This window comes from Vibrio fluminensis, from assembly GCF_015278125.1.
Lineage (GTDB): Bacteria > Pseudomonadota > Gammaproteobacteria > Enterobacterales > Vibrionaceae > Vibrio > Vibrio fluminensis.
The window spans coordinates 67465-81548 of the sequence record NZ_JADILO010000028.1; the positions used below are offsets into that span (position 1 = coordinate 67465).

At 45.9% G+C, this 14084-nt stretch carries 12 protein-coding genes; 6 read left to right on the forward strand and 6 right to left on the reverse strand.

Features of this window, described 5'->3' with window-relative positions:
* Positions 1 to 281: 281 nt before the first annotated feature.
* Genes recJ through xerD form a run of 3 tightly spaced genes read right to left on the reverse strand, consistent with a single transcriptional unit; the run spans position 282 to position 3753 of the window.
* Positions 282 to 2021: a single-stranded-DNA-specific exonuclease RecJ gene (gene recJ / locus IRQ95_RS16755; protein ID WP_194438003.1), complete on the reverse strand. Its 1740-nt coding sequence runs from the start codon at positions 2019 to 2021 to the stop codon at positions 282 to 284.
* Positions 2022 to 2063: 42 nt separating this feature from the next.
* A complete protein-coding gene (dsbC, locus tag IRQ95_RS16760) occupies positions 2064 to 2810 on the reverse strand; it encodes a bifunctional protein-disulfide isomerase/oxidoreductase DsbC (protein WP_123780517.1) in 747 nt (248 codons plus the stop codon).
* Between the two features lie 34 nt (positions 2811 to 2844).
* Positions 2845 to 3753, reverse strand: a complete 909-nt coding sequence (xerD, locus tag IRQ95_RS16765; protein ID WP_194438006.1) for a site-specific tyrosine recombinase XerD — start codon at positions 3751 to 3753, stop codon at positions 2845 to 2847.
* A gap of 157 nt (positions 3754 to 3910) precedes the next feature.
* On the opposite strand from xerD, the gene fldB reads away from it, so the two are divergent.
* A complete protein-coding gene (gene fldB, locus IRQ95_RS16770) occupies positions 3911 to 4432 on the forward strand; it encodes a flavodoxin FldB (protein ID WP_194438031.1) in 522 nt (173 codons plus the stop codon).
* A 155-nt stretch (positions 4433 to 4587) separates the two neighbouring features.
* Here the strand turns inward: fldB and ampD are convergent, their stop codons facing one another.
* Positions 4588 to 5133: a 1,6-anhydro-N-acetylmuramyl-L-alanine amidase AmpD gene (gene ampD / locus IRQ95_RS16775; protein ID WP_075649386.1), complete on the reverse strand. Its 546-nt coding sequence runs from the start codon at positions 5131 to 5133 to the stop codon at positions 4588 to 4590.
* A 133-nt stretch (positions 5134 to 5266) separates the two neighbouring features.
* On the opposite strand from ampD, the gene nadC reads away from it, so the two are divergent.
* Both nadC and IRQ95_RS22305 read left to right on the forward strand, forming a co-directional pair.
* A complete protein-coding gene (nadC, locus tag IRQ95_RS16780) occupies positions 5267 to 6154 on the forward strand; it encodes a carboxylating nicotinate-nucleotide diphosphorylase (protein ID WP_194438007.1) in 888 nt (295 codons plus the stop codon).
* Positions 6155 to 6285: 131 nt separating this feature from the next.
* On the forward strand, positions 6286 to 6408 hold the full coding sequence (locus tag IRQ95_RS22305; protein ID WP_267254598.1) for a hypothetical protein: 123 nt from the start codon (positions 6286 to 6288) through the stop codon (positions 6406 to 6408).
* Positions 6409 to 6465: 57 nt separating this feature from the next.
* On the opposite strand, the gene lptG is transcribed toward IRQ95_RS22305, so the two are convergent.
* Together lptG and lptF are read right to left on the reverse strand one after the other, a co-directional pair.
* Positions 6466 to 7536: an LPS export ABC transporter permease LptG gene (lptG, locus tag IRQ95_RS16785; protein ID WP_194438009.1), complete on the reverse strand. Its 1071-nt coding sequence runs from the start codon at positions 7534 to 7536 to the stop codon at positions 6466 to 6468.
* A 3-nt stretch (positions 7537 to 7539) separates the two neighbouring features.
* A complete protein-coding gene (gene lptF / locus IRQ95_RS16790; RefSeq protein ID WP_194438011.1) occupies positions 7540 to 8643 on the reverse strand; it encodes an LPS export ABC transporter permease LptF in 1104 nt (367 codons plus the stop codon).
* A gap of 193 nt (positions 8644 to 8836) precedes the next feature.
* On the opposite strand from lptF, the gene pepA reads away from it, so the two are divergent.
* From pepA to IRQ95_RS16805, 3 genes are all read left to right on the forward strand, one after another.
* Positions 8837 to 10345, forward strand: coding sequence for a leucyl aminopeptidase (gene pepA, locus IRQ95_RS16795; protein ID WP_194438013.1), 1509 nt, complete (start codon positions 8837 to 8839; stop codon positions 10343 to 10345).
* Positions 10346 to 10406: 61 nt separating this feature from the next.
* Positions 10407 to 10856 (forward strand): DNA polymerase III subunit chi, encoded by a 450-nt coding sequence (locus IRQ95_RS16800; protein WP_194438015.1) that lies wholly within the window; start codon positions 10407 to 10409, stop codon positions 10854 to 10856.
* A 195-nt stretch (positions 10857 to 11051) separates the two neighbouring features.
* Entirely contained in the window at positions 11052 to 13907 is a 2856-nt protein-coding gene (locus IRQ95_RS16805) for a valine--tRNA ligase (RefSeq protein ID WP_194438023.1), read from the forward strand.
* Positions 13908 to 14084: the final 177 nt, after the last annotated feature.

Below are 14084 nucleotides of genomic sequence, written 5' to 3' on the forward strand. Positions count from 1 at the left end.
GGGTTGCCGTAACCAATAATTAACAATAGTTAATAGATAAGGCAATGAGATTGGTCTTACCAATTACAAAATATAAACAGGCGGGAATAAGGCGTGCTAGCGATCACGCTATAATTGGTAAGTTTTATGAAAAAATGAAGAAATGTTGAAATTTATATGCTTATTTTGAAAAGAAAAGTAATAGCACTTTTGCAACAAATAGAGGTTTACACCTCTGTTTACACTGTATTTTTATATAAAATTCAACGCTCTATATAAAATAGAGCGTTGATTTATTTTTATTACTTAGCTTCAATTGAATCGATGAGCAACTGGAGTGATTGATTACCTCGGAACTCATTAACATCCAGTTTATAAGCGAGATGCACCGTTTTGACCGACGCATCAGGCCAACGGCGTAAATCGACATTAAAGGCGATACCATCAATCATAATATTGGTTGGATGACCTTTAAATAACGGCTCCAACATCAACTTAAGATGCTTTTCACCGACCAGCTTCTGATGCAGCACTTTAAACTCACCATCAAAAACCGGTTCAGGAAAGGCTTGTCCCCATGGTCCACCCGCTCTAAGCATCTGTGCGACGTGCATAGAAAACTCTTCAGGCTTAAGCTCACCATCGGAGAGAATTACGCCTTTTAACGCCGCTTCATCAAGTTCACTTTCAACTGCCTGATCAAACAACTTGGCAAAGCGTTCAAAATTTTTCTCTTCAATCGATAAGCCCGCCGCCATCGCGTGCCCGCCAAATTTTAAGATCAATCCAGGGTTTTGCGTATCGATACGATCCAACGTATCGCGCATGTGCAAACCAGGGATTGAGCGGCAAGAACCTTTAATGATGCCATCACCACCATCGGCAAAAGCAATCACTGGGCGGTGGAACTTCTCTTTGATACGCGAGGCTAAAATACCAATCACACCTTGGTGCCAATCACGTTGGAACAGCACCAATCCAAACGGCAATTTGGCATTTTCACCAAACTGTAATCGTTCACAAAAAGCCATCGCTTCTTGCTTCATTCCTTCCTCAATCTCTTTACGAGTTTGATTGAGACCATCCAATTCACTTGCCATACGACGCGCGGCATGGATGTTATTACTCAGTAATAACTCCACCCCAAATGACATGTCATCTAAACGCCCTGCGGCATTAATTCGAGGACCAAGAGCAAAACCAAAATCAGAAGCGACTAAACGGCTAGCATCTTTTTTAGCCACTTCGATTAACGCTTGAATACCGGGACGAGCTAAGCCTGCACGAATGCGTTGTAAGCCTTGATGCACCAAAATACGGTTATTTTCATCGAGCGCAACTACGTCAGCTACGGTGCCCAACGCAACGAGATCGATCAACTCCATTAATTTAGGTTCTGGTTTTCCTTGTTGTTGGAACCAACCCAAATTTCGCATGTGTACGCACAATGCCATCATTAGATAAAAAGCAACGCCAACACCAGCAAGCGATTTAGAGGGGAAAGCACACTCTTGCAAGTTCGGGTTTACCATTGCGTCGGCAATAGGTAACTCTCCACCAGGTAAGTGGTGATCGGTCACTAAGACTTGTAACCCCTTCTCTTTGGCGTAACGCACCCCTTCAATCGAAGAGACACCGTTATCCACCGTCATGATCACTTGGGCGCCAATCTCAATGGCTTGATCGACCACCTCTGGGCTTAAACCATAACCATCTTCAAAGCGATTCGGCACTAGGTAGTCAACGTTACTACTGCCAAGCATGCGTAAAGCAAGCACCGATAACGCGGAACTGGTGGCGCCATCGGCATCAAAGTCGCCGACCACGATAATACGCTGATTGGTTTTTATCGCCGCAAACAGCAATTCCACCGCCAGTTGAATACCATGCAATTTCTGAAATGAGTGCAAACCGCGAGCGCCTGTTTCGAGTTGCTCGACAGAAGTAATACCACGCGACAAATAAATACGCTTGAGCAGGGGCGTAATGGTATCAGGCAGCAGTGATGTGTCTTGCTCAGGACGGCGTTGAATTTCTATCATATCAAAATAAAAAATAGGCTCTATCGAGCCTATTTCCTTAGGTTATTTCTGTTGTAGACGTTGCAGTAGTTTTTCTGGTGGCAAGTAACCACCGACCATCTCACCATTTGGTAGGAAGATTGCTGGCGTACCGCTAATGCCCAGTTCACGACCTAGCATGTAATGCTTTTGAATCGTCTCTTGGCACTGTTTAAAGTTCTCACCTTGTGCTGGGAATTTACGGTTTACTTTGCCATCATGCATCGCCGCTTGCTGATCGTCTGCACACCAAATCGACGCCATTTGATCCGCTACACTGCCAACCGCGCCTTGGCGTGGGAATGCCATGTAACGAACCGTGATGCCTAAGTCGTTGTAACCTTGCATCTCATTGTGCAGTTTCACACAGTAACCACAGGTAATATCTGTGAATACCGTCACCACATACTTTTCGTTATCCGCTTTAAACTCAATCATTGAGTCCTTCATCGCTTCAATTTTAGCGGCATTGATTGGTGCTTGACGCTCTGCCAATACATCTTTGTACTGACCATTGTTATCCAGTTTGTACAAAGTACCTGCCAAGAAGTATTGACCATCCGGAGAAGCAAACAGCACACCACCATTGGTTTGAATTTCGACTAAACCCTTAATGTCTGCCGGTACTACGTCATTTACTTGTAAGCCAAGCTGAGCAAAACGCTCTGCCAATTCAGCCTTATTAAATTCACTTTCGGTACTCGCGCTAGCAAAAGAAGACACTGCTAGAAGTGGCAGCGCAAGTAATGTCATTCGGCGTAATACGCTCATTGTTTTCACCTTAAATAGTTTCCAAAGCAAGGGGTTATGCCCTTGGGTGGTGTTCGCTATGCAACTGCTTCAATCGCTCGGTTGCGACGTGAGTATAGATTTGTGTCGTCGACAAGTCACTATGTCCAAGTAACATCTGTACAACACGGAGATCTGCGCCATAGTTTAGTAAATGCGTTGCAAAGGCATGACGCAATACATGGGGTGACAATAGCTCAGTATCAATCCCGGCAATTACAGCATAGTGCTTTATACGATGCCAAAACGTTTGACGAGTCATCTGTCTCGCGCGTTTACTCGGAAAAACCACATCAGAGGTTTGTTCTCCAAGTAACTCAGACCGCCCTTGCTGGATAAAAGTTTCAATCCATTCGACAGCATTTTCACCCATCGGCACTAGGCGCTCTTTCCCCCCTTTACCCGTTACTCGCACAACCCCTTGACGCAGGCTGACATTTTCCATGGTCAGGCTGACTAATTCCGTTACACGTAAACCCGTTGCATACAGTAGCTCCAACATCGCTTTGTCACGCAGTTCCATGGCATCGTTAGGATCTGGTGCATTCAGTAGCGCATCCACCTGCGCCTCACTCAAATCTTTCGGCAGACGCTTAGGCAATTTAGGGCTGACTAATAGTGCACTAGGATCATCACTGCGCACTTTTTCGCGGTGCAAGTACTGAAACAAGCGGCGAATCGCCGAAAGCATACGCGCACGGGAAGTCTGTTTATAATCTTGATCCACCAGCCAGGTTTGATACTCCTGTAAACCGGAAAGACTAATAAAATCGAGTCGATAATTGTGCTCTTGCATCCATGCCAGCAGCTTGACTAAATCCGTACGATAAGAAGACAGGGTATTCTCTGAAAGCCCACGCTCCATCCACATCGCATCAAGGAACTGCTCAACAATACCATGATCAGGCGAGATAATTTCTGACACAACAACTCTCTAAATTTCGTTGTAACAATTGGCTTTACTGTAAATGCGTACAGCTAATAAAGCCATAAAAAATCGAATTAACCGCCGATATTCGCTGCAAAGCTCGCCATTTTATGGTTAGAATTCGCCAACCGCTCAACAACAAAGATACACAATGATGAAAATCGGTCTATTTTATGGTTCAACCACTTGCTACACCGAAATGGCAGCAGAGAAGATGCGCGCTATCATTGGTGAAGAGTTGGTCGACATTCACAATGTAAAGCAAACGCCACTAGACATGATGGCAGATTACGACTTACTTTTACTTGGCATTTCAACTTGGGATTTCGGTGAAATCCAAGAAGACTGGCAAGCAATTTGGGACACTATTGGCGGTGTATCTCTACAAGGCAAGACTGTAGCTCTATTTGGTTTAGGTGACCAAGAGGGTTATGGCGAATGGTACCTCGATGCGATGGGACTACTGCACGATGAAGTCAAAAAAGCCGGCGCAACGGTGATTGGCTACTGGCCAAACGACGAGAAATATGAATTTGAAGCCTCAAAAGCATTGACTGAAGACGGCAGCATGTTTGTTGGCTTAGCGCTGGATGAAGATTCGCAATACGACCTCAGTGACGATCGCATTGCCACTTGGATTGAGCAAGTGCTAACGGAATATCACGAATCGTTATAAAATTTGAGAACGCTTCGCTGCGAGAATTGGGAACGCTTGCGTTTTTAACGCAAGCTTCGAGAATTGATATGTACTAGCTTGTGAGTTCCATACTCCGTAACGAAGTGTTCCCGAAGCGAAGCGTTCCGTTGTCCGTAAGCCCGACTCGGGCGTTCCTAAGCGTTGAGCGATCCGCGAAACCTTGTCCAATCAAACACTAAGCCGGGGTCGGTCTTTCTCAGCGGCGCAATGTATTGGTGCCCGGTAATTCGCGCAGGCGTGATCTGCGGATAGTGAATCATTAAGTCTTGAGTCAACGTGGTGAGCGCTTGATATTGCTCGTCGGTATAAGCCACATAGTCACTGCCTTCCATCTCAATTCCAATCGAATAATCATTGCAACGCTCGCGCCCCGCAAAACTGGAGGCGCCTGCGTGCCAAGCCCGATCAAGAAACGACACAAACTGCACCACTTCACCATCACGGCGGATCAAGCAGTGGGCTGACACGCCCATCTTGTGAATCACCTGAAAAAATGGATGCTCAGCGGGATCCAATTGACCAAGAAAAAACTGCTCAATATAAGGGCCACCAAACTGCCCCGGTGGCAAGCTGATGTTGTGGATCACCAATAGCGAAACATCTTGGCTATCGCTACGTTGGTCAAAAAACGGCGAAGGTACGTGACGAGCTGACTTGTACCAACCTTGAGAATCAATCATCAGGCTATTTCTCACTCTCCATAATGGTCACTAATTTTAACTTTTTGCCATTAAAATGCGAGATTAATGGCTGAATTTCACTCGCAGTCAGCGTATCATGCCTTCCTCTGTTCAACTGCGTATTAGATTTGCGATGAAAAACACACACAACAGCCAAGAGCGTCTTGAATATTTGAAGCAGCAACTGCCACTAGAAATTTCACGAGCAGTCAGCGAAACGCTAAAAGAAGATTTAGGTGGCACACTTGATGCAGCCAACGACATTACCGCAAGTCTAATTCCTGCTGATGGGCACAACGTGGCGACCATCATCACCCGCGAGCACGGTGTATTCTGTGGTCAAGCTTGGGCTGACGAAGTATTTAAACAGCTAGGTGGTGAAGTAACGATTGAGTGGCATGTTCAAGATGGCGACAAAGTCGAGCCAAACCAAGTGCTATGCACGCTTTCTGGCCCTGCTCGCGCGCTGTTAACTGGTGAGCGTAACGCGATGAACTTCATCCAAACGCTATCAGGCTGTGCAACAATGACGGCGCAATACGCAAAACAACTTGAAGGCACAGATTGTCGCTTACTTGATACGCGTAAAACGATTCCTGGTCTGCGCAGCGCGCTGAAATACGCGGTAGCGTGTGGTGGCGGTTTCAACCACCGTATTGGCGTATTCGATGCCTACCTAATTAAAGAAAACCACATCATTGCCTGTGGTGGTATTTCTCAAGCAATCAAAACCGCTCAAGAGCTTAACCCAGGTAAGCCCGTTGAAGTGGAAACAGAAAGCCTCGATGAGTTGAAACAAGCGATTGAAGCGGGTGCAGACATCATCATGTTAGACAACTTCACTACCGATATGATGCGTGAAGCCGTTGCCATTAATGCAGGCCGTGCTGCATTAGAAAACTCAGGCAATGTAACGCTAGAAACTATTCGTGAGTACGCTGAAACGGGCGTAGATTACATCTCGGTTGGTGCTTTAACGAAACACCTTAAAGCAATGGATCTGTCGATGCGTTTTAAATAACGTATCTGCAATCGTCGTGCATTAAATCAATATTGTTAAGGCCACTCTGCAGTGGCCTTTGTTTTATATTTACATTAGCTATATGGTTTCCGATAAAGGGGCCAAAGACTTTTTGTAGTAAGGAGTTAACTATGAAGAAATACCTAGCGGTAGTTCTCACTTTTCTTGCCTTATCTGGGTGTGCCACGTTTGATGAAGGGGTGAAATCAGTCGCTGACGATCTCAATCGCAAAGTACACGGTGACTTTGATTAGTTCTCCCGCCTTCAAATGACAGATAACAAAACGCCCTCAGTTGAGGGCGTTTTCAATTTAGAGCTTACGTCTGAGTAGCATGATCGCTATGGTTAAGAACACCATACTCGGCATAACCGCTCCGATAACAGGAGGAATATTGTATACCAAACTCAATGGGCCAAAGAATTCGCTGGAAATATAGAAACTAAAGCCCGCAACCACACCTGAGAGAATCCTAGCCCCCATAGTCACACTACGTAATGGGCCAAAGATAAACGACAGAGCCATCAACATCATTACCGCAATCGAAATAGGCTGCGTCACCTTACGCCAAAAGGCCAATTCATAGCGCGATGCATCTTGCTCTGACGCCTTTAGATAATCGACATAGTCATACAAACCACTGAGCGACAACTCTTCAGGTTTAACCGTCACGACAGCCAGCTTATCGGGCTCCAATGAGGTTTCCCATCGATACTCTGGCAAGGTTGTTTTAGATAGCTGAACGTCATTTTCCATTTGGGTCACTTGGACATCTTTCATCACCCAAACATGGTCTTTAGAATATTCAACTTCCTTAGCAAAATAGACGTTTTTTAGGTGCTTTTGATCATCAAAGCGCCACATGTTCAGTCCGTACAACTTGTCGTCTTCGATTTTACCGATAAAGATGAAATCGTTGGCATCTCGCGCCCAAACTCCCGTTCTTACCGACATAATCGCGCCATTGGTCGTGGCAAATGCACGTAAGTCACGCGCCATTTTTTGCGCCTGTGGTGCGCCCCATTGACCAAGTAACGTCACGATAATCATCAGTGGAATGGCGGTTTTAAGCACTGACAAACCAATATCTAGTTTAGAAAAGCCTGCCGCTTGCATAACCACTAGCTCAGAACTTGAGGCTAGCATGCCCAAACCAATCAGTGCACCGAGTAACGCCGCCATAGGGAAGAACATTTCGATATCACGCGGAACACTCAACACGACAAATAACAGCGCATCAATCATGTCATAAGTGCCACGTCCCACTTTACGTAACTGCTCCACATACTTAATGATGGCAGAAAGACCGACAAAGGTTGCCAACACAAGAGAAGAGGTTGTAATGATGGTTCGACCAATATAGAGATCTAAAATCTTAAACACGACTTAGGCTGCCTTCTTTTTTTGTCTAAGTTTGTCTTTAAAACGTCGCACAGGAATACTATCCATTAAGTTGATCGCAACAGCGGTAATCAACAAGGCGATGTTAATTGGCCACATACCGATAAACGCCGGTATTGCGCCCTCTTCTAACGCTGACTTAGTGGCACTGATTGCTAAGAAGTAGGCTAGATAGATCAATATCGCAGGGCCCATTTTAGCAAAACGTCCCTGACGTGGGTTCACAGCAGACAATGGCACCACAAGCATTGTTAGTAGCGGAATACATACCACCAATGAAATACGCCATTGCAACTCAGCTTGCGCTTCTGGATCCGGATTACTAAACAAGTCCATCGTTGGAATCGCTTCCCAATCACGCCCCTTACGCTTCACTTCACTTTGACCAATAACACCTTGGTACTGGTCAAACTGCGTCACCATATAATCAATACGTGTTGGCACACCTTCGTAACGCGTACCATCGTACATACGAATCACTTGGCGACCATCACTGAGCTCTTTAACATCGCCAGATTGCGAAAATGCCACACTCGGTAAGATAGAATCACGCGGACGCATCTGCGCCACGAATACGTTTTTCATCTCGCCATCTTTAATGTCATCAATAAACACCACCGATGAACCATCTGGCGTGCCTTGGAAATGGCCTTTTTTCAGCAAATCGACGCTGTTCTCAGCCTGCATTTTCTCTTCAAGCTGAATAATTTTTTCTTGGCTATACGGCGACAGTACGAAAGCATTGAATCCTGCTGCCACACCGGTGATCACCGCTAAATATAACGCTGCACGGATCAGGAATTTATTACCAATCCCAGTCGCATTCATCACGGTAATCTCACTTTCGGCGTACAAGCGGCCGAAGGTAAGTAGAATACCCAAGAATAAACTCAATGGCAGCATTAGCAGACCCATCGATGGCATACTTAAACCAACGTAGTTCATGACTAAACTCGCTGGAATTTCTCCATCGGAAGCATCTGCCAATACACTGATCAGCTTTTGGCTCAAAAACACTAAAAACAGGATAAAAAATATCGCAAATTGGCTCTTGAGTGTCTCGCGGATCAAATATCTAACAATAATCACGCTGAAATTACCTATACAAAACTTGTTTTTTTAATTGAATCACTATAATTTCCCGTTGAACCCTTTATTTTTTAAAATATCTAACTAACTGTTAGCGTGCTTAATTTAAAGGTAGTTCCGATTATGGAATCAACAAGTAAGCAGGCATTATCTAACATTTAGTTCTATTTGTCTTCAGGATGTAGGAGTACGCATGGAGTTCAGTGTAAAAAGTGGTAGCCCTGAGAAACAACGCAGCGCTTGTATCGTCGTGGGTGTATTCGAGCCACGTCGCCTTTCTCCAGTTGCCGAACAACTAGATAAGATTAGCGATGGCTATATCAGCTCACTGCTTCGTCGTGGTGATTTAGAAGGTAAACCAGGTCAAATGCTGTTATTGCATCAAGTACCAGGCGTGCTATCTGAGCGCGTATTATTGGTTGGTTGCGGTAAAGAGCGTGAGCTTGGCGAACGTCAATACAAAGAAATCATTCAAAAAACCATCAACACGCTCAACGAAACAGGCTCAATGGAAGCAGTGTGTTTCCTAACTGAGCTGCACGTTAAAGGCCGCGATACTTACTGGAAAGTACGTCAAGCGGTTGAAGCAACCAAAGATGGCCTGTACACGTTCGACCAATTTAAAACGGTTAAACCAGAAACTCGTCGACCACTGCGCAAACTAGTGTTCAACGTACCAACTCGTCGTGAACTAAACCTTGGTGAACGCGCTATCGCCCACGGTCTAGCTATTGCTTCTGGCGTTAAAGCCTCAAAAGACCTTGGCAATATGCCACCAAACGTTGCAAACCCAGCATACCTTGCTTCTCAAGCTCGTCGTCTAGCGGATGACTATGAATCAGTGACCTCTAAGATCATTGGTGAACAAGAGATGGAAAAACTGGGCATGACCTCATACCTAGCGGTAGGTCGCGGCTCAAAAAATGAATCGATGATGTCGATCATTGAGTACAAAGGCAACCCAGATCCAGATGCAAAACCAATCGTACTTGTAGGTAAAGGTCTAACCTTCGATTCAGGCGGTATTTCTATCAAGCCAAGCGAAGCGATGGATGAGATGAAGTACGACATGTGTGGTGCAGCTTCTGTTTTCGGCGCAATGAAAGCACTGGCTAAGCTAAACCTACCACTAAACGTGATCGGTGTATTGGCAGGTTGTGAAAACATGCCGGGCAGCAATGCTTACCGCCCTGGTGATATTCTCACCACCATGTCTGGTCAAACGGTTGAAGTGCTGAACACCGACGCAGAAGGTCGTCTAGTTCTATGTGACGCATTAACTTACGTTGAGCGTTTTGAACCAGACTGTGTTATTGATGTTGCCACGCTGACGGGTGCATGTGTGATTGCACTAGGTCACCACATCAGTGGTGTGCTTTCAAACCACAATCCTCTATCTCACGAGTTAGTGAATGCCTCTGAGCAAGCGAGCGATCGCGCATGGCGTCTACCTATGGCTGACGAATACCATGAACAGCTAAAGAGCCCGTTTGCTGATATGGCGAACATTGGTGGTCGTGCCGCTGGTACTATTACAGCAGGTTGTTTCCTATCTAAGTTTACTAAGAAGTACAACTGGGCACACATTGATATCGCAGGTACTGCATGGAAATCAGGTGCAGCAAAAGGCTCGACAGGTCGTCCGGTCTCAATGCTAGTCCAATTCCTTTTGAACCGCAGCGGCCAAGAGACAGAAGAATAATTTCTGTACAATAGCAAGAAGGGCCGCAAGGCCCTTTTTTAATACGGCAAGCGAGAGCGTGATGCAAACAGCCACTTTCTACATCGTAAAAACCGACAGCCCGCAGGCAACAGAAATAGGTTTCGCTGAGTATGCAGTATTTCTCAGCCAACATTTTGCCCGCCAAGGCGCTAAGGTATACTTAAACTGCCAAAATAAGAGTCACGCTGAAGCAATGGCCGAACTTTTCTGGCAAGTCGATGCAGATAAGTTTATTGCGCATAACCTCGTTGGTGAAGGACCACGATATGCCACCAATATTGAAATCGGTCATCAAGGGGTTAAACCCTCTTGGAATCGTCAATTGGTAATTAATTTGGCGGAAAATGAGACAACCTTTGCGAACAAGTTTGCTCAAGTGGTAGACTTCGTCCCTTGCGAAGAAAAAGCTAAACAGCTCGCACGAGAAAGGTATAAAATCTACCGTCAAGCTGGCTACCAGCTGCAAACGATCGAGATCGAACATCCGTAACGGTCAATCCTTATAGTTAAGCTCTCCTTCCAGAGAGTTCACTTATAAGAATTGACCATGATTAACCAGAACCAGTCCTCGAAATAGTTGGGCTTAGAGCAAGGCAACCAGTGAGTAAACTCATGAATGTGATTGAGCTTTATGAATGCAGTTAACGCCGCTATCAGCCCAAATATGATGAGGAGAAAGAGCGCTATGGAAAAAACATACAACCCAACTTCAATCGAACAAGCTCTGTATCAGACTTGGGAAGAGAAAGGCTACTTTAAGCCACACGGTGACACGACTAAAGAAGCTTACAGCATCATGATCCCGCCACCGAACGTCACTGGTAGCCTGCATATGGGCCACGCGTTCCAAGATACGATCATGGATACTCTTATCCGTTGTGAGCGTATGAAGGGCAAAAACACCCTTTGGCAAGTGGGTACTGACCACGCTGGTATCGCAACTCAAATGGTTGTTGAGCGTAAGATTGCGGCTGAAGAAGGCAAAACAAAACACGATTACGGTCGTGACGCTTTCATCGACAAAATCTGGGAATGGAAAGGCGAGTCTGGCGGCACTATCACTAAGCAGCTACGTCGCCTTGGTGCATCTGTAGACTGGGATCGTGAGCGCTTTACGATGGATGACGGTCTATCAAACGCGGTGCAAGAAGTTTTCGTACGTCTTTACGAAGATGATCTTATCTACCGTGGTAAGCGCCTAGTTAACTGGGACCCTAAGCTGCATACGGCTATCTCTGATCTTGAAGTTGAGAACAAAGATACTAAAGGCAACATGTGGCACTTCCGTTACCCACTAGCAGACGGCGTTAAAACGGCTGACGGCAAAGACTACATCGTTGTTGCGACGACTCGTCCTGAAACCATGCTAGGCGATACTGGTGTTGCGGTTAACCCTGAAGACCCTCGCTACAAAGACCTAATTGGTAAAGAAATCATTCTTCCTATCGTTGATCGTCGCATCCTTATCGTGGGCGATGAGCACGCGGATATGGAGAAAGGTACTGGCTGTGTGAAAATCACACCTGCGCACGACTTCAACGACTACGAAGTTGGTAAGCGCCACCAGCTACCAATGATCAACATTCTGACTTTCGATGCAAACATTCGTGATGCGGCTGAAGTATTCAATACTAACGGCGAAGCGTCTGATGTTTACGGTACTGAACTACCTGCGAAATACCACGGTATGGAGCGTTTTGCTGCGCGTAAAGCTATCGTGGCTGAATTCGACGAGCTAGGTCTACTTGAAGAAGTGAAAGATCACGATCTACAAGTCCCTTACGGCGACCGTGGCGGCGTGGTTATTGAACCAATGCTTACTGACCAATGGTACGTACGCACTGCACCGCTAGCGAAAACTGCCGTTGAAGCAGTTGAAAATGGCGACATCCAATTCGTTCCTAAGCAATACGAAAACATGTATTTCTCTTGGATGCGTGACGTTCAAGACTGGTGTATTTCTCGTCAGCTATGGTGGGGTCACCGCATCCCAGCGTGGTACGACAACCAAGGTAATGTTTACGTAGGTCGTAGTGAAGACGAAGTTCGTCAAAACAACAACCTAGAGTCTGTTATCGAACTACACCAAGATGAAGACGTACTAGATACATGGTTCTCTTCTGCACTTTGGACGTTTGGTACACAAGGCTGGCCAGAGCAAACTGACGATCTGAAAGTATTCCACCCTTCAGACGTGCTAGTAACGGGCTTTGACATCATCTTCTTCTGGGTTGCGCGCATGATCATGATGACCATGCACTTCGTTAAAGACGAAAACGGCAAACCACAAGTACCATTCAAAACGGTTTACGTTACTGGTCTGATCCGTGACGAAAACGGCGACAAGATGTCTAAGTCGAAAGGTAACGTACTTGACCCTATCGATATGATCGATGGTATTGACCTTGAGTCTCTAGTTGAGAAGCGCTGTGGCAACATGATGCAGCCTCAACTAGCAGCGAAGATCGAGAAGAACACACGTAAGACGTTTGAAAACGGTATCGAAGCATACGGTACTGACGCGCTACGCTTTACGCTGGCTGCAATGGCATCAACGGGTCGTGATATCAACTGGGATATGAAGCGCCTAGAAGGTTACCGCAACTTCTGTAACAAATTATGGAACGCTAGCCGTTACGTAATGATGAACACAGAAGAGCAGGATTGTGGCTTCAACGGTGGTGAGATTGAATACTCACTAGCGGACAAATGGATCGAGTCTCAGTTTGAACTCGCGGCGAAATCGTTCAACAACCATATCGACAACTTCCGTCTAGATATGGCTGCAAACACGCTATACGAGTTCATCTGGAACCAATTCTGTGACTGGTACCTAGAGCTAACTAAACCGGTTCTATGGAAAGGTACTGAAGCACAACAACGTGGTACACGTCGCACGCTAATCACGGTACTTGAGAAGACGCTGCGTCTAGCTCACCCAGTGCTTCCTTACATCACTGAAACAATTTGGCAAAGCATTAAGCCACTGGTTGACGGTGTTGAAGGCGACACGATTATGCTACAAGCGCTACCTCAATTCGACGAAGCAAACTTCAACCAAGAAGCGCTAGACGATATCGAGTGGGTGAAAGCGTTCATCACTAGCATCCGTAACCTACGTGCAGAGTACGACATCAACCCAGGCAAACCTTTGGAAGTAATGCTGAAAGCTGATGAGAAAGATGCAGCGCGCCTTGAAGCGAACAAGCAAGTGCTGATGTCTCTAGCGAAGCTGGAATCGGTACGTGTACTGGCGGCAGGTGAAGAAACACCAGCATGTGCAACCGCACTAGTGGCTAAATCTGAACTGATGATCCCAATGGCGGGTCTAATCGACAAAGATGCTGAACTTGCTCGTCTAGATGGCGAAATCAAGAAGACACACGGTGAGATCAAACGTCTAGAAGGTAAACTAGGCAACGAAGGTTTCGTTGCTAAAGCACCTGAAGCGGTTGTTGCCCAAGAGCGTGAAAAACTCGTTGGTTACCAAGAGACACTAGCGAAACTTGAAGAGCAAAAAGCGACTATCGCAGCACTTTAATTTCTCGTTAACGCACAATCGAAAAGACCGGTCAAATGACCGGTCTCAGACTGCTGACAAAGGTCTAGCTTTCGAGCTAGACCTTTGATCTAATAGGGGTATCGAAATATGGATACTCCGATATGCTTCAAGAACCGACTCCGCAACAATACGAACTGGAAATGGTAACGATGGAAC

What these genes read in the sequence shown, in the direction of transcription:
- ampD (WP_075649386.1), bottom strand. Translation starts at nt 5,133, where the DNA reads ATGATTGATTCTCAAGGTTGGTACAAGTCAGCTCGTCACGTACCTTCG.
- IRQ95_RS16805 (WP_194438023.1), top strand. Translation starts at nt 11,052, where the DNA reads ATGGAAAAAACATACAACCCAACTTCAATCGAACAAGCTCTGTATCAG.
- nadC (WP_194438007.1), top strand. Translation starts at nt 5,267, where the DNA reads ATGAAAAACACACACAACAGCCAAGAGCGTCTTGAATATTTGAAGCAG.
- dsbC (WP_123780517.1), bottom strand. Translation starts at nt 2,810, where the DNA reads ATGAGCGTATTACGCCGAATGACATTACTTGCGCTGCCACTTCTAGCA.
- pepA (WP_194438013.1), top strand. Translation starts at nt 8,837, where the DNA reads ATGGAGTTCAGTGTAAAAAGTGGTAGCCCTGAGAAACAACGCAGCGCT.
- IRQ95_RS22305 (WP_267254598.1), top strand. Translation starts at nt 6,286, where the DNA reads ATGAAGAAATACCTAGCGGTAGTTCTCACTTTTCTTGCCTTATCTGGG.
- recJ (WP_194438003.1), bottom strand. Translation starts at nt 2,021, where the DNA reads ATGATAGAAATTCAACGCCGTCCTGAGCAAGACACATCACTGCTGCCT.
- fldB (WP_194438031.1), top strand. Translation starts at nt 3,911, where the DNA reads ATGAAAATCGGTCTATTTTATGGTTCAACCACTTGCTACACCGAAATG.
- IRQ95_RS16800 (WP_194438015.1), top strand. Translation starts at nt 10,407, where the DNA reads ATGCAAACAGCCACTTTCTACATCGTAAAAACCGACAGCCCGCAGGCA.